Origin of the sequence: Rhabdaerophilum sp. SD176 (genome assembly GCF_030143245.1) — a bacterium.
Taxonomy (GTDB): Bacteria; Pseudomonadota; Alphaproteobacteria; order Rhizobiales; family Beijerinckiaceae; genus Rhabdaerophilum.
In genome coordinates this window covers 376,609-392,110 of sequence record NZ_JARJNS010000001.1, presented here as the reverse complement: position 1 = coordinate 392,110, position 15,502 = coordinate 376,609, and the positions used below count along the sequence as shown (strand labels likewise).

Here is a 15,502-nt window from a genome sequence, read left to right as displayed (position 1 = left end):
CCCCTTTTGCTGCTCGGGTTTGCGGGCGTCAGGCGGCCCGGACATCCCGCAGGAACCGGTCGACCTGCTCCCGGAGCAGGTCGCTCTGGCTCTTCAATGCGTTGGAGGCCTCGAGAACGATATCGGCCGAGGTGCCCGTCTTGCGCGCCGCATCATGGACAACCGAGATGCTCTCGGCGGCGTGTTCCGAACCCTGCGCCACCTGCTGCACGTTCTCCGCGATGCCGAGCGTGGCCTGGCTTTGCTCCGTGACCGCGACGGCGATGGACGAGGCGACCTGGTTGATCTCCTCGATCATCGAGGTGATTTCCTGCATCGCATCGATCGATTCGGTCGCAGCCTCCTGGATCGCCATCGCCTGCTCGGAGATAACCTCGGTAGCCCGCGTTGTCTGGGCTGCCAATGTCTTCACCTCGGCCGCAACCACCGCGAAGCCACGGCCGGCCTCACCGGCCCGGGCCGCCTCGATCGTCGCGTTCAGCGCGAGCAGGTTGGTCTGCCCGGCAATATTCTTGATGAGATCCACAACCTCGACGATGGCACGTCCGGCCTCGCTGAGCTTGCCAACGGTTTCGTCCGTTGCGCGGGCCTTGTAGGCGGCCCTGGAGGCAAAGGCGGAAGATTGCTCGGCCTGGCGGCCGATCTCCGCGATGGACGAAGCAAGTTCGTCGCCGACGCCGGTCAAGGCCTTGGCGCTTTCCGCCGCTTCATGGGTCGCCGCGGCCACGACGCCGGCCTGCTCGGATGTTGTCCGCGCCACGCCGATCATCTCGTCGGAGGCTTCCCGCAACTGGTCGGAGGAGACCTGCACATGGCCGAGGGCCTGGTTCGCGCTCGCCTCGAAGGCGCGGATCAGATCATCCACGCGTTGCGCCCGCTGGAGGCGCAGCGTTTCCGCCGCGCTGGCCTCGGCGATCAGGCGGCGACGCTCGATCTCGCCGTTGCGCAGGGTCTCGAGGGCCCGGACGATCTCGCCGATCTCGTCGCTGCGGCGCCCGCCGGCCAGTTCCATCCTGTCGAGCCCCTGAACGGCTGTCTCGGACGGATCCCGCGTCACAACCGCAAGCGATGTCATGGCCTCGATCGCCCGCCGCAGCGGCTTCGTGATGCCGCGCACGACATAGACGCCGCCGATGCCGGCCAGAACCAGCGCCAGCAGCGAGAAGATCGCGAGGAGGCGCTCGGTGGTCGCCCCGGAGCCCTGTGCCGCATTGCGCGTGGCCTCCGCGTCAACAAGCTGGAAATCGATCAGCTGGCCGACCGCCTCGGTGGCGGGGTCGATGGCCGGGTACATGTCCTTCTCGACGAAAGCCACCAGCTTCGCCATGTCCCGCGCGGCGGTGATCGCGATGAGCGCCTCGGTGGCCTTTCGGGATTCGGCGAGCAGGCGGGCGGCCGCATCGGCCTTCGCCATCTCGGCCGGGTTGGTGACCTGCGCGCGGTAGACGGGCCAGAGCCGGGTGATCTCGTCGAGAGCTTCCTTCATCGCGGCGCTGGCCTTGTCGAAAGAAAAGGTGCCGGCCCGGGCCTTGTGCGCCGCATCGACGACATCGACGGCGTAGCGATCGGAGATCACCTTCAGGTTACGGAGCGGAACGATGTTGCCGGTGTAGAGCGTCGACAGGGCGGTGGATTGCGTCCGTGTCGTTACCCAGGCAGAGACGGCCAGCGCGGCAATGCACAGGAAGAGGCAAGCCAGCAGCGTGACCAGTCGGCTAGAGATCGTTTTCATGGTCGGGTGTCCCGGTCGGTGACTCTTCTTCAATCCTTTCATCTCTTTGGCAAATTTTCTAAGGCGGTATTAAACTGATCGGTGAGACATCCGCTATTTTTTGCCGGCGAAATCTACAACCCTGCCAAGATAGGAAAAATTTCCGGCAACTCTGAGGTACGGCGCTGTATGTCCCATAACTGTATGCAGCATTTTTTAATACGTAAGACTTTGATCCTATCTCGCTGAGTGATAAGACTTTCGTCTAATTGCAGGATTTTTCGCCTGCACTTGCTGCAGCACCCCTGTGGCGCGACACCCTTGTGTCCGCTTGCCGACATGCACCATTCCTGCGTGCCCGTGATGAGCCTAGGCAGCGCGGACATTTGACAGGAAGCGGGCCACTTCCTTTTGCATCATGTCGCTTTGCTCGTGCAGGGCTTCGGAGGCCGCCATGACTTCCCTGGCAGAGTTCCCGGTTGCCTGGGAGGCTTCATGCACAACCGTCAGGTTTTCGGCCGCATGGTCAGTGCCTTGCGCAACCTGCTGGACGTTCTCCGCGATTCCATTTGTTGCCTGGCTCTGCTCCGTCACCGCGACGGCGATGGACGAGGCAACCTGATGGATCTCCGCAATCAGCCGGGTGATGTCACGGACGGCCTCAATGGATTCCGTCGAGGCGCGCTGGATCGAGCCGACATGCTCGGAGATCACTTCGGTGGCCCGGGTGGTCTGCGCGGCCAGGCCCTTGACTTCGGCGGCGACGACGGAGAATCCCCGGCCCGCCTCGCCAGCCCGCGCCGCCTCGATCGTGGCGTTCAAGGCCAGAAGGTTGGTCTGTCCGGCAATGGATCGGATCAGATCGACCACTTCGACGATGGCCAGACCCGCCTCGCTGAGCTTCTCGACCGTTACATCCGTGGCCTGGGCGCGCGCCGAAGCCTTCGAGGCGAGGGTCGAGGATTGCTCGGCCTGATGGCCGATCTCGGAAATCGAGGCGGCCAACTGTTCGCTGACCGAGGACAATTCCCTTACACTTTCAGAGGCCTGATGCGTCGCCGCTGCAACAAGTCCGGTCTGTTGCGCGGTGGTTTGCGCATTTCTGGTCATGCCTTCTGCGGCTTGAGCGAGGGTCGCGGCAGTGTGGCTCATCGTCCGGATGGATGCGCCCGATGCAGCCTCGAACTCGGCGATCAGTTGCTCAATGCGCTCGGCGCGCTTGATCCGGGCTGCCTGCCCCTCGGCGGCGAGGGCTGCCAGGCTTTCGCGTTCGATTGCCGCGTCCTGAAATGTGGCCAGGGCACGCGCCATCGAGCCGAACTCATCCTGCCGGTCCATCCCGTCCAACGTCAGGCCGGTCTGCCCCTCTGCCAAGGCATTCATGCTCGCAATCGAGGCGGAAAGCCGGCGCGCCAGCCCTCGCACGGCGAGGAGGATGCACCAGAGCGCGGCCCCGAGGCACATGCTGAGGATGGCCATCAGGATGATCTTGGTGGTTCCCGAGGCGATCTGGGCCTGCCGGTGGATTTCCCTGACGCTTTCGAGCTCCAGATCGATGAGCGCATCCAGCGCCTTCCGGCTCGGATCCAGCTGGGCATAGAGCTTGACTTCAAGGAAATCGACGAGCTTCGGCCTGTCATTGGCCTCCACGAAGCCGATGATCGCCGTCACGGCTGTTCGGGCGGTTGCGACGGAAGCCTCGGCCTCGGCCACCAATTGTGGCTTCTCTCTGGTGGCGTAGTTCTTGAGATAGCGTGCCCAGAGCGTATCGATTTCCGCCAGCGCCGCCTTCATGATCTTCAGCGTTTCCGGCATGGAATTCCAGCCCGAACGTGCCTTGTGGCCAGCATCCACGATGCCGACCGAAAACCGCTCGCTGATCACTTTCAGGTCTCTGAGGGGGATTACGTGATCATCGTAAACGGCGGAAAGCGTGTTCACTTCTCGTTGCTGGATGTACCAGGCGATGCTTCCGATTGTGATGCTGGAAAAAAGCAGCAGGAGGATCGCTGTCACGATCTTGGTCGAAATCCGTTTCACGGCGCTGTGCCTCACCATTTCTGGAGGAGTCGATGTTGCGCCGCACAATAGTAATGAGAGTCTTATTACAAGATTAAATCGTTCTCCGACTCAGGTGATTATTAATTTAGCCAAGTAACATTTAGAAAAATCACAAATCAACGAGTTCATCCGCAAAGGCGGCCCGTTCCTGGATGAAGGCGAAGCGCGCTTCCGGCTTGTTGCCCATCAGCCGTTCCACGGAATCCTCGGTTCCGGTCCGGTCTTCCGGCAGGATCTGAACCCGCAGGAGGAGCCGGCGCGAGGGATCCATTGTGGTTTCCTTGAGCTGGGCCGGCATCATCTCGCCAAGGCCCTTGAAGCGGCCGATCTCCGGCTTCTTGCCCTTGAAGCTCGTGGCCAGCAGGCGCTCCTTTTCCGCATCGTCGCGCGCATAGACCGTCTTGCCGCCATGCGTGATCCGGTAGAGCGGCGGGACGGCCAGGAAGAGATGGCCGTTCTCGATCAGCTTCGGCATCTGCCGGTAGAAGAAGGTGATGAGCAGCGAGGCGATATGCGCGCCGTCCACATCGGCATCGGTCATAATGATGACCTTGCCGTAACGCAGGTCGTCATGCCGGTACTGGCTGCCGGTGCCGCAGCCCAAAGCGAGGACGAGATCGGCGATCTGCTGGTTCTGGGCCAGCTTGTCGCGTCCGGCATTGGCCACGTTGAGGATCTTGCCGCGCAGGGGCAGGATGGCCTGGGTGGCACGGTCGCGCCCCTGCTTGGCGGAGCCGCCCGCCGAATCCCCCTCGACGATGAAGAGCTCGGTATCAGCCTGGTTCGAGGAGGAGCAATCCGCCAGCTTGCCCGGCAGGCGCAGCTTGCGGACGGCGGTCTTGCGCTGGACATCTTTCTCGGCCCGGCGGCGCAGGCGGTCCTCGGCGCGCTCGACCACGAAATCGAGCAACTTCAGCGCTTTCCCGGGATTGCCGGCAAGCCAGTGGTCGAAGGCATCGCGCAGGGCGGCATCGACAATCCGGCTCGCTTCCGTTGTTGCGAGCTTGTCCTTGGTCTGGCCGACGAATTCCGGCTCGCGGATGAAAACGGAGAGCATGACGGCCGCGCCCGTCATGATGTCGTCCGTGGTCAGTACGGCCGCGCGCTTGGACTGGCCGATGCGCTCGGCATGGTCCTTCAGGCCGCGCAGCAACGCCACGCGCAGGCCGGCTTCATGGGTGCCGCCTTCGGGCGTCGGGATGGTGTTGCAATAGGAGGAAACCTGCCCGTCATCATGCTGGTACCAGGCGATGGCCCATTCACAGGCGCCGTGGCCCTGCTTGTCGAGCTTGCCGGAGAACATCTCGTCGATGACGAGCGGCTTGCCCTCGATCTCGCGGGCGAGATAATCGGCAAGGCCGCCCGGAAAGCGCAGGATGGCCCGCTCCGGGGTGTCCCCGCCGGCCGGCAACAGGCCGGGCGCGCAGGTCCAGCGGATCTCGACGCCGCCGAAGAGATAGGCCTTGGATCGCGCCATGCGGAACAGCCGCGCCGGCGAGAAGGTGGAGCCGGCCTTGAAGATCTCCGGGTCGGGCCGGAAGCGCACCTTGGTGCCCCGGCGGTTGCGGATCGCACCGAGATGTTCCAGCGGCCCCAGCGGGATGCCGCGCGAGAAGCGCATGCGGTAGAGCTGCTGGTCGCGCGCGACCTCCACCTCGACATGCTCCGAGAGCGCGTTGACAACGGACACGCCGACGCCGTGCAGGCCGCCGGAGGTTTCGTAAACCTTGGAATCGAACTTGCCGCCGGCATGCAGCGTGCACATCACGATTTCCAGCGAGGACTTGCCGGGGAATTTCGGATGCGGATCGACGGGGATGCCGCGGCCATTATCCGTGACCGACAGGAACCCCTCGGCATCGAGTTCGATATCGATGAAGGTGGCATGGCCGGCCACGGCTTCGTCCATCGAATTGTCGAGCACCTCGGCGAAAAGGTGGTGCAGGGCCTTCTCGTCCGTCCCGCCGATATACATGCCCGGGCGGCGCCGGACCGGCTCCAGTCCTTCCAGCACTTCGATGGCCGAACCGTCATAGCCGCCCGGCGGGGCGGGAGGCGCGGGTGGACGAGGGCCGGCCGTGCCGCCGCCCGGTCCCCCCGGCGGCGGCGGGGTGCTGTCGCTCGCGGCAAGGACCGGCTTGGAGGCTGGCTTGGGCGTGGACTGGGCCTCGCGCACGAGATCCTTCGCGGCCTTTTCGAGCTGTCCGAAGAGATCATGGGCGGGAGATGGCTTGGACGCCATGGGAGCATTGCCTCGCGAGCGGTGATTCGACGGCTTTCACTATGCCATAGAACGGGCCGGGAACAGCCCGGCATCGGGCTTCTCCCCAGCCAGTCTGGCTGCCTTGCAGGGAAGGGCATGTTGCCACAGCAAAAAACCGCCCCGGCTTGGCGCCAGGGCGGTTTGCAGTCCGGGGCGGGGCGTCAGACGCCGATCTTGCCGCCCCCGCGCTTGGTGATGGCCAGGACGGATGGCCGCGGCGGCATCCCGTCCTTGAAGTCCGGCCAGCGGGTCGACGGGTTCTCGAAGGTGGCATCGCCCCCTTCGCCCGGATGCTGGATGGCGACGAAGAGCGTCTGGTCATCCGGCGTGAAATAGGGCCCGCACAGCTCGGCGCCGTTCGGGCAGCGGAAGAACAGTTTCGAGGTGCCGCGGGCAGAGCCTTCGGTTTCCATCGCCCAGACGCCGTCAGCGCGGCCGGTGGCTTTCGGCGAATTGCCGTCCGTGGTTACCCACAGGCGACCGGCATTGTCGACGGCGCAATTGTCCGGCATGCCGAACCAGCCGTCCTTTGTCGTGTTCGGATGGAAGGTTGCGCCGACTTCCGCAATGGCGGGATCGCCGCATTTCACCAGGATGTTCCAGGCGAATTTCAGGGCAGCATGATCACCGTTTTCCGGGATCATCTCGATGATATGACCGAATTTGTTGTCCGCGCGCGGATTGGCCGCATCAACCTGGTCGGCCTTGCGGCGGCTGTTGTTGGTCAGCATCAGATAGACCTTGTTGGTCTTCGGATTGACGTCGATATCCTCCGGCCGGTCCATCTTGGTCGCACCGAGCGCGTCGCCGGCGAGGCGGGCATGGATCAGCACGGTGGCCTGATCCGGAAAACCGTTCTCCGCCGTCAGCTTGCCCTGCCCATGCACGAGCGGCAGCCATTCACCAGTACCATCCGCGTTGTATTTCGCGACATAGAGCGTGCCCTTGTCGAGCAGGTCGGCATTGGCCGCCCGGTTGGCGGTATCGACCCGGCCATCCGTCACGAACTTGTAGACATAGTCGAAACGTTCGTCATCGCCCTGATAGGCGACGAAGCGACCATCCTTGTTCACGATGTTGCCGGCGCCCTCGTGCTTGAAGCGGCCCATCGCGGTGCGCTTCTTCGGCACCGAATTCGGATCGAACGGGTCGATCTCGACCACCCAGCCGAAGCGGTTCACCTCGTTCGCCTCCTTGGCGTAGTCGAAGCGGTCGACATACTGGCCCCAGTTGTACCATTCACCTGGGGCGCCATAGCGCTTCAGCGCCTTGCCCTGCGGGCCTTCCTCGCCGGCCTTTTTCGACCAGAAATAGCCATTGAAGTTTTCCTCGCAGGTCAGCCACGTGCCCCAGGGCGTCATGGCGCCGGCGCAGTTGTTGAGCATGCCCAGCACCTTCGTCCCGGTCGGGTCGGCATTCGTGCGCATCAGTGGGTGGCCGGCGGCAGGGCCGGTAATGGCCATGGGCGTCTCCGCGGTGATGCGGCGGGCGTATTTCGAATTCGGCACGATGCCCCATTTGCCGTTCTCGCGCTTCACCTCGAGCACAGAGCCGCCATGGGCCATCATCTCGATGGCCGCGAGTTCCTTCGTCATGCCGGCGAACCTGGCCTTCTGGTCCTGCCGGCCGAGCTTCGGGAACATCAGTTCCTCATTCGTGTACTCATGGTTGATCACGAGCAGGCCATGCGCGGGCGATCCGCCGATGGGCGCGAAGCCGAGGAAATCGTTATTGTAGCCGAACTGCATGGCCTGGGCCGACGCGCTCTGGTTCGCGGGGTCGAAAGCGGGCGCGCCCGGCAGGACCGCATCACCCCAGCGGATCAGGATGTCGGCATCGTAGCCTTCGGCGACATAATGCTTCTCGTCCGAACCGGCAGCGATCTCCTTGAAAGCAAAGCTCGGCGTGGTGTTGTTGCCCTGCGCGCGGGCCTCTCCGGCCACCATCAGGGCAACGGGTGACACCGTTGCGGCGATGGCCGTGCAGCCAAGCAGGCCTTTCATCAGATCACGTCGATCGAAACGGGCGGCAATCACGTCGCCAAGCGTCGGGTTGGCGCTGGCATTCGAGCCGCGGTCCTCGGATTCCTCGAACTGGACGGAAAGGGGCACTTGGGCGTGGTCGGTCATGCTGTTCTCCTCGGGCGATCGGCGGGCTCCGGTTCATCAGCCCTGCGCCCAGTCTCGGCGGACTGCGTGAAGCCTGAATGACAAGCCGGACACGACATTAAGTGCATGTTCACCATGTCGATGCCACAACCGACACATGAATCGCGCTGGAGTTCGTGAGATGGCCCATCCGCACCTGAAAACCCTCGAAAACCACGCTGCCGCAGCGGGCTCTGCCTTCGGTTTTACGGAAAGCGATTTCGAGGCCCGTTACGTGCCGCCGGCCCGTCCGGGGCGCATGGCGATGATGCTCCTCGCCGTGGCGGGTGCGGGTGCAGCGCTCGCCCATCATTTCGGCTGGACGACGCTGATGGCCCGCCTCGGCGGCTGGGGCCAGGCGGCCTGAACCAGCCTGCGTTCAGCAGCCTGAATCCTGCACGATCCTGAAAGGCTCCGCCGCAAGCGGGGCCTTTGTGATTCCGGCCCTTCCACCGCGCCATCGCTGCGCCGGTGGTGGTTCCATCCCGTCGCGGCACCGGCAAACGAAAAGAGGCGCCCGCAGGCGCCTCTCTCATTCTGGTTGAAGAAACCTCGATTAGTAGCTGTAGTACATCGAGAATTCGACCGGGTGGGGCGTCATTTCGAACTTCATGACATCCTGCATCTTCAGTTCGATATAGGCGTCGATAAAGTCGTCGGTGAAGACGCCGCCGGCCTTCAGGAAGCCACGGTCCTTGTCGAGCGAGGCGAGGGCTTCCCGCAGCGAGCCGCACACGGTCGGGATCTTCTTCAGTTCCTTCGGCGGCAGATCGTAGAGGTCCTTGTCCATCGCGGCGCCCGGATCGATCTTGTTGGCAATGCCATCGAGGCCGGCCATCAGCATCGCCGAGAAGGCGAGATACGGGTTGGCCATCGGGTCCGGGAAGCGGACTTCGACGCGCTTGGCCTTCGGCGAGTTCGTCCACGGAATACGGCAGGAGGCCGAGCGGTTGCGGGCCGAATAGGCCAGCAGGACCGGGGCTTCATAGCCCGGGACGAGGCGCTTGTAGGAGTTGGTCGACGGGTTGGTGAAGGCGTTCAGCGCCTTGGCGTGCTTGATGATGCCGCCGATATAGTAGAGGCAGGTCTGCGAAAGGCCGGCATACTTGTCGCCCGCCATCACCGGCTTGCCGCCCTTCCAGATCGACTGGTGGACATGCATGCCCGAGCCGTTGTCGCCATAGATCGGCTTCGGCATGAACGTCGCCGTCTTGCCGTAGGACTGGGCCACGTTGTGGATGGCATACTTGTAGATCTGCATGTGGTCGGCCATCGTGACGAGGGTGCCGAACTTCATGCCGAGTTCATGCTGGGCCGAGGCCACTTCATGGTGGTGCTTTTCCACCACGACGCCCATCGAGGCCATCGCCGCGAGCATTTCGCCGCGCATGTCCTGGGCCGAATCCTGCGGCGGAACCGGGAAATAGCCGCCCTTGGTGGCGATGCGGTGGCCGAGGTTGCCGCCTTCGTAATCGGCATCCGAGTTGATCGGCAGTTCCGAGCAATCCAGCTTGAAGCCGGTATTGTACGGGTCGGCCTTGAACTTCACGTCGTCGAAAATGAAGAACTCGGCTTCCGGGCCGAAATACGCGGTGTCACCGATACCGGTCGAGGACAGGTAGTTCTCGGCGCGCTTGGCAATGCCGCGCGGGCAGCGGGCATAGGGTTCGCCCGTGGCCGGCTCGAGAACGTCGCAGTTGATGACCAGCGTCGAGGCCGCGAAGAACGGGTCGAGATGGGCGGAAACCGGATCCGGCTTCAGCAGCATGTCGGACTCGTTGATGGCCTTCCAGCCGGCGATCGACGAACCGTCGAACATGATGCCTTCTTCGAGCGCTTCCTCATCGACGATCGTGATGTCGAAGGTGACGTGCTGCCACTTGCCGCGCGGATCGGTGAAGCGGAAATCGACGTATTTCACGTCATTTTCCTTGATGAACTTCAAAACATCCTTTGCCGTCTTCATAACGCGTCGTGTCCTTTATCCGTTCGACTTCATGTGTGAGTTGCTAGAACTCGGTTGATCGTCCCTGTCGGGCGCGTTGGTGTGGCCCCTGAAGTGATCAGGACCTGCCGCCAGAGCCAGACGGCAGACCCGCGCACTCGCCCCGAACCGGCCAGGTTCCCGGGCGGCCGGCGCGTCAGATCGCGTCGGGGCCGGTCTCGCCGGTGCGGATACGAACCGCCTGCTCGACCGAGGAAACAAAAATCTTGCCATCGCCGATCCGGCCGGTCTGGGCGGCGTTCTTGATGGCTTCGATGGCCTCGCCGAGCATGGCATCCTGCAGGACAACCTCGATCTTCACCTTCGGCAGGAAATCGACCACATATTCGGCGCCCCGATACAGCTCGGTATGGCCCTTCTGGCGCCCAAAGCCCTTGGCTTCCAACACGGTAATGCCCTGCACGCCGATGCCCTGAAGTGCCTCTTTCACCTCGTCCAGCTTGAATGGCTTGATGATCGCTTCGATCTTCTTCATGGCTGGAGCCCTTCTCGTGTAAAATTGTCGTCACAGAATGCGCTGACACATCACGAAAGCCCGAAAGCCGTCAATAGCCGGAAGGTCAAATGCGGGCCCGGATGCATGACAAAGTCACTGGCCGCACACAGGCCGGGCACCGTGTTTACAAAACATACATTGCGCACAAAAAATGTGCAGCATGTTTTCACGCCTGTCAGGTGACCTCGAACCAGGTCGCGACGCCGGCGGCGAAATGCTCTGCGATGGTTGACCGGATCGCCCATCGGCCGGGATTGTCCGCGATCAGCGCAACGCGGGCGATCGTGCCCGGCGCCAGATAGAGCGTGTCGAGGAAATAGGGCTCCCAGCCATCATCGTAAGCGTGAAGCAGGCGGAAGGCATGGCCATGCACCGCGATGACCTGCGGCCAGGCCGTGCGGTTGGCCAGTGCCAGCACGAGCACGCGACCGCGCTTCAGACTGGCCAGCGGCTTGCCGGAAAAGCCGCCGACCTTGCCGTCATTCAGCCGGAAGATCTGCGCGGGATCCACGAAGAGCCGGGCGAGGGCGGCCGGTTCGGCATCGGCAGGCTGCGTGCCGGCGCCGCCGGTGATCGCCAGTTCGGCGCGCACCGCATCCTGCAGGCGGATGGCCGGGGGCAGGCCGGGATCCGGCAGGCTGGCCGTCCGCGAGGGCGGGGGCAGGGGGGCGCCCTCGGTCCGGTAGGTGAAGATCGGGATGCCCTCGCCGATCTTCGCTTCGATCGCGCCGGTCTGGCCGGCTGCGGGCGGCGCCTGCAGCACCAGCTCGATCCGCGAGGAGGGCGCGAGCATCACCGTGCGCTTCAAGGGATCGAAAGGCTGGCAGGGCGTTGAATCAATGGCGACGACCTCGGCCGAGAAGCCGGAGACCTTGAGCGGGATCATCCTGGCATTCGAGGTGTTGATCATCCGGATGCGCAGGCGGGCATTGGGCCTGACGACCATGCCGCCGGGCGCCGGCGCCCCGTTCGCCGTCAGCCGGTTGCCGAGCCGGCCGACCCGCGCGGCATCGCGGCGGCTGTTGAAATCACCCGCAAGCCGGCCTTCGCCGTCGAGACGCCAGTCGGCAACGGCCAGCACCTCGTCGAGATCGAAAGACTGGCGCGTGCGCTCCTCGACCACCAACGCGCCGTGCAGGCCGCGTGCATTCTGCTCGGCGACATGGCTGGCGAGGCTTGGCGCGAGGATAAAGGTGCCGCTCTGCCGGGCGGGAACCCGAATCAGGCCGGTGCCGCCCGCCGGGATCGGTGTGCCGGTCAGGCCGGGCATCCCGTCCTCGCCATTGAGGCCTCGCAGTCCGCGCAAGTGGAAGGCCGTCGGCTGGTCGAGGCGGTTCTCGATTTCCAGCACGAAGGGCTCGCCCTCCCGCGCACGGAGGACCGTCATGCCGGGTGCGGGGGAATCAACCGCCACAAGGCGGGCCATCGGGCTTTCCGGTTGGTGGGCCGTGCCGAGTCGCAGCGAAACGGCCTCGGCGCGGAGACGGAACCGCGTTTCCGCGGCCGGGCTGGCGGCTTTTGCACCAGCGGGAGCAAGGGCGGCGAAGGCGGTGCCCTGCAGCAGGGTCCGGCGGGAAAGGCCCCGGAAGGGAGAGGGGTTCGGCACGGGCGCTCCTTCGGGCATTCTCGCCGTCTATGTCGAAAGATGCCGGCTTCCCGTCAAGCCCCGATGCCCGGCGGCCAAGCGGGCGTTCCGGCCTGTGCGCTCGTGCAGATTTTTGCTGCGGCCGGCGAAAAGCGTGATATAGACGCGGCCCGCTGGTCAGGCGAGGCTGTTCGCAGTCTCGTCACGTATTCCATTCCGGTGGAAGCGTAGGCGGGCGTGGCGGAACTGGTAGACGCGCCGGATTTAGGTTCCGGTGACGAAAGTCGTGGGGGTTCGAGTCCCTTCGCCCGCACCAGTGCCGAATGCGTTTGCCGGGATCGGCCGGGTTTCCTCGGGGCCGGATCGGTTTCGGCGGTTCCGGACAGGACGTTAAACGGCATCACGCGTCGCTGCGACGCATTCAGGTTTTGATACGGGCACCAGCCCGAACGGATATCTAAGGTTGAACATGCAGGTCACTCAAACCCTCGCCGAAGGGCTCAAGCGCCAGTTCAAGGTGGTCATCGCCGCCGCCGATCTGGGCAGCCGCTTCGAAAGCGAACTCGAGACGCTCCGCGAGCGTGTCAATCTCAACGGGTTCCGCCCGGGCAAGGTGCCGGTTGCGCATCTCCGGCGCGTTTATGGCAAGTCGGTCATGGCCGATGTTGTCCAGAACGCCGTGAACGATGCCAACAAGAAAATCGTCGAGGAGCATGACATCCGCCTCGCGTCGGAGCCGAAGATCAATTTCACCGAAGACCAGACGGTGATCGAACAGGTTCTGGCCGGCAAGGCCGATCTCGACTTCTCGGTCGATGTCGAGGTTCTGCCGAAGATCGAAATTGCCGACCATTCTGCCATCGAGATCATCCGTGAGGTCGCCGAGATCGCACAGGAAGACATTGATTCCTCAATCCAGCGCATGGCAGCGGCCAACCGGCCGTATTCGCCGCGCGGCGCCAACGACAAGGCGCAGGATGGCGACAAGCTGACGATCGATTTCGTCGGCACGATCGACGGCGTCGCCTTCGAGGGCGGCACGGCAGAGGGTGTCGACCTGATCATCGGCTCGGGCCAGTTCATCCCGGGCTTCGAGGAGCAGCTGGTCGGTGCCAAGAAGGGCGAGCAGAAGGTCGTCAAGACCATGTTCCCCGAGCTGTATCAGGCGCGCGAACTCGCGGGCAAGGCGGCGGAATTTGCCGTGACCGTGCAGGAAATCCAGGCGCCGGGCGACCAGGCGATCGATGACGAACTGGCCAAGAAGTTCGGCCTCGACGATGTCGAGAAGCTGCGCGATGCCGTTCGGGCGTCGATCCTGGAAGAGATGACCGAGCAGACGCGCCAGAAGATGAAGCGCCAGCTTCTCGATGGCCTCGACAAGATCTACACGTTCGACCTGCCCTCGACCATGCTCGAGGAGGAATTCTCGACCGTGTGGCGCCAGCTCACCGCCGACATGGCCCGCTCCGGTCAATCCTTCGGCGAGGGCGAAGAAGAGAAGGCCCGCGAGGAGTATCGCACGATCGCGGCCCGCCGCGTCCGGCTCGGCCTCGTCCTCGCTGAGATCGGCGCCAAGTCGAACGTCAAGATCGAGGAAAGCGAGATACGCGATGCGCTGATCGCCCGCGCCCGCTCCTTCCCCGGCCAGGAAAAGCAGGTCTTCGAATATTTCACGAAGAACCCCGAGGCCCTGGCGCAGATCCGCGCCCCGCTCTTCGAGGAAAAGGTCATTGACCTGATCCTGATGGGCCTGAAGATCACCGACAAGCGCGTGACCCGTGCCGAGCTGATGGATGATGACGTGCCGGAAGCCGAGGAAAAGGCCGAAAAGCCGAAGAAGGCCAAGGCCAAGAAGGCCGAGTGACCCGAAAGGCCGAGTGACCCGAGGCCCGTTCAAACCGGGTCCTCCTGGTTCAAGAACAGGTGCCGGGCGGGTTTCCCGCCGGCAGGTTCGACATCACGCCGCCCCCGACCGGGCGGCGTCTTGCTGAGAAGGGGCATGACCATGCCGGAAACTGCGCCCGAGAGCCGGCAGGGCCTTGCCCGGCTGCTGGCCGATTTCTCGATCCAGGCCACGGTGCAGGGGCTGGTTATCTCGGTGGTCGGCTATGCCAGCGCGGTCGCCATCCTGATCAAGGGGCTGGCGGCGATGGGCGCCTCCGAGGCCGAGATCGCCTCCGGGCTGCTGGTGGTGGGGCTGGCAAAGGGTGTGGTTGCCATCGCGCTCAGCCTGTCGAGCCGAATGCCGATCAGCATCGCCTGGACGACGCCGGGCCTCGCCTTCATGGCCACGATGGGCATTCTCCCCGGTGGCTTTCCGGCCGCGATCGGTGCCTTTGTTGTCGTCGGGCTGCTGATCGTTCTGGCGGGGTTCTGGACGCCGCTTGTCCGCCTTGTGCAGGCGATCCCGAAAACCATCGCCAATGCCATGCTGGCGGGAATCCTGCTCAAGCTCTGCCTCGCGCCGTTCATTGCCGTGCGGGACATGCCTCTCCTCGGGCTGGCCATTCTCGCGACCTGGCTGGTCCTGATGCGGTTCGCGCGGCTCTGGGCCGTTCCGGCAGCCGTGGCAATCGCGCTGGGCGGTGTCGTTCTGCAGGGCGGGGGCGGCGAGGCGTTCCGCTGGCCCGGCCTCGTGCTTGTCGTACCGACCTTCTCGGTCGAAGCGCTGCTGGGGCTCGCCCTGCCGCTTTTCGTGGTGACCATGGCCTCGCAGAACATCACGGGCTATGCCGTGCTGACGACATTCGGCTATCGCCCGTCGCTGAGGCAGGGGCTCGCCGCGACCGGGGCCACAACGGTCGCAACCGCGCTGGCGGGTGCCCCGCCGATCAACTATGCGGCCATCACGGCAGCGCTCTGCGCTGGCCCGGAGGCCCATCCGGATCCCGCACGGCGCTACATCGCCACGATCGCGGCCGGCCTCGGCTATATCCTGCTGGCGGGGCTCGCGGCGATGGCCGCTGCGCTGGTCCTCAGGGCCTCGCCGGTGCTGGTCGAGGCCGCGGCCGGGCTTGCCCTCATCCCGGCCTTCGGTGCGGCCCTGCGCGGCGCCCTCGAGGATGAGGAGGCGCGCATTCCCGCGCTGCTGACCTTCCTCGCCACGGCATCCGGGCTGACGCTTTTCGGAATCGGCGGCGCCTTCTGGGGTCTGCTTCTCGGCTGGGCCATGCTTCTGGCCTTCCGCTTCCGCCCCGATTCACGCTGAATCCGCTCCGCCCTTTTCAGCGGGCG

General features: G+C 64.3%; 10 protein-coding genes and 1 tRNA gene. 4 read left to right on the top strand and 7 right to left on the bottom strand.

Going from position 1 to position 15,502, the window contains the following annotated elements; translation table 11 throughout:
• Window positions 1-28 precede the first annotated feature (28 nt).
• The 4 genes from P0652_RS01850 to P0652_RS01835 all read right to left on the bottom strand — a co-directional run bounded on the left by P0652_RS01850 (window position 29) and on the right by P0652_RS01835 (window position 8,164).
• Window positions 29-1,732, bottom strand: a complete 1,704-nt coding sequence (locus tag P0652_RS01850; protein ID WP_284177044.1) for a methyl-accepting chemotaxis protein — start codon at window positions 1,730-1,732, stop codon at window positions 29-31.
• 348 nt (window positions 1,733-2,080) lie between these two features.
• Window positions 2,081-3,751, bottom strand: a complete 1,671-nt coding sequence (locus tag P0652_RS01845) for a methyl-accepting chemotaxis protein (protein WP_284177043.1) — start codon at window positions 3,749-3,751, stop codon at window positions 2,081-2,083.
• 130 nt (window positions 3,752-3,881) lie between these two features.
• The gene (gene parE, locus P0652_RS01840; RefSeq protein ID WP_284177042.1) at window positions 3,882-6,014 is read right to left on the bottom strand and encodes a DNA topoisomerase IV subunit B; all 2,133 of its coding nucleotides are present in this window, start codon (window positions 6,012-6,014) and stop codon (window positions 3,882-3,884) included.
• Between the two features lie 182 nt (window positions 6,015-6,196).
• The gene (locus P0652_RS01835) at window positions 6,197-8,164 is read right to left on the bottom strand and encodes a PhoX family protein (protein ID WP_284177041.1); all 1,968 of its coding nucleotides are present in this window, start codon (window positions 8,162-8,164) and stop codon (window positions 6,197-6,199) included.
• 160 nt (window positions 8,165-8,324) lie between these two features.
• Between P0652_RS01835 and P0652_RS01830 the strand changes: the two genes are divergently transcribed.
• On the top strand, window positions 8,325-8,549 hold the full coding sequence (locus tag P0652_RS01830; RefSeq protein ID WP_284177040.1) for a hypothetical protein: 225 nt from the start codon (window positions 8,325-8,327) through the stop codon (window positions 8,547-8,549).
• Window positions 8,550-8,738: 189 nt separating this feature from the next.
• On the opposite strand, the gene glnA is transcribed toward P0652_RS01830, so the two are convergent.
• The 3 genes from glnA to P0652_RS01815 form a co-directional block, all read right to left on the bottom strand.
• Window positions 8,739-10,148, bottom strand: a complete 1,410-nt coding sequence (glnA, locus tag P0652_RS01825; RefSeq protein ID WP_284177039.1) for a type I glutamate--ammonia ligase — start codon at window positions 10,146-10,148, stop codon at window positions 8,739-8,741.
• A gap of 175 nt (window positions 10,149-10,323) precedes the next feature.
• Window positions 10,324-10,662, bottom strand: a complete 339-nt coding sequence (locus P0652_RS01820) for a P-II family nitrogen regulator (protein ID WP_284177038.1) — start codon at window positions 10,660-10,662, stop codon at window positions 10,324-10,326.
• Between the two features lie 196 nt (window positions 10,663-10,858).
• Entirely contained in the window at window positions 10,859-12,289 is a 1,431-nt protein-coding gene (locus tag P0652_RS01815) for a multicopper oxidase family protein (protein WP_284177037.1), read from the bottom strand.
• A 210-nt stretch (window positions 12,290-12,499) separates the two neighbouring features.
• On the opposite strand from P0652_RS01815, the gene P0652_RS01810 reads away from it, so the two are divergent.
• From P0652_RS01810 to P0652_RS01800, 3 genes are all read left to right on the top strand, one after another.
• A tRNA-Leu gene (locus tag P0652_RS01810) sits at window positions 12,500-12,584 on the top strand.
• Between the two features lie 153 nt (window positions 12,585-12,737).
• Complete coding sequence (gene tig / locus P0652_RS01805; protein ID WP_284177036.1) at window positions 12,738-14,132, top strand: trigger factor; 1,395 nt, start codon at window positions 12,738-12,740, stop codon at window positions 14,130-14,132.
• A 141-nt stretch (window positions 14,133-14,273) separates the two neighbouring features.
• Window positions 14,274-15,476 carry a benzoate/H(+) symporter BenE family transporter gene (locus P0652_RS01800; RefSeq protein ID WP_284177035.1) on the top strand — a complete coding sequence of 401 codons (1,203 nt, stop codon included), beginning with the start codon at window positions 14,274-14,276 and terminating at the stop codon, window positions 15,474-15,476.
• The last annotated feature ends 26 nt before the right edge of the window (window positions 15,477-15,502 follow it).

What these genes read in the sequence shown, in the direction of transcription:
- P0652_RS01850 (WP_284177044.1), bottom strand. Translation starts at nt 1,732, where the DNA reads ATGAAAACGATCTCTAGCCGACTGGTCACGCTGCTGGCTTGCCTCTTC.
- parE (WP_284177042.1), bottom strand. Translation starts at nt 6,014, where the DNA reads ATGGCGTCCAAGCCATCTCCCGCCCATGATCTCTTCGGACAGCTCGAA.
- tig (WP_284177036.1), top strand. Translation starts at nt 12,738, where the DNA reads ATGCAGGTCACTCAAACCCTCGCCGAAGGGCTCAAGCGCCAGTTCAAG.
- glnA (WP_284177039.1), bottom strand. Translation starts at nt 10,148, where the DNA reads ATGAAGACGGCAAAGGATGTTTTGAAGTTCATCAAGGAAAATGACGTG.
- P0652_RS01820 (WP_284177038.1), bottom strand. Translation starts at nt 10,662, where the DNA reads ATGAAGAAGATCGAAGCGATCATCAAGCCATTCAAGCTGGACGAGGTG.
- P0652_RS01835 (WP_284177041.1), bottom strand. Translation starts at nt 8,164, where the DNA reads ATGACCGACCACGCCCAAGTGCCCCTTTCCGTCCAGTTCGAGGAATCC.
- P0652_RS01800 (WP_284177035.1), top strand. Translation starts at nt 14,274, where the DNA reads ATGCCGGAAACTGCGCCCGAGAGCCGGCAGGGCCTTGCCCGGCTGCTG.
- P0652_RS01830 (WP_284177040.1), top strand. Translation starts at nt 8,325, where the DNA reads ATGGCCCATCCGCACCTGAAAACCCTCGAAAACCACGCTGCCGCAGCG.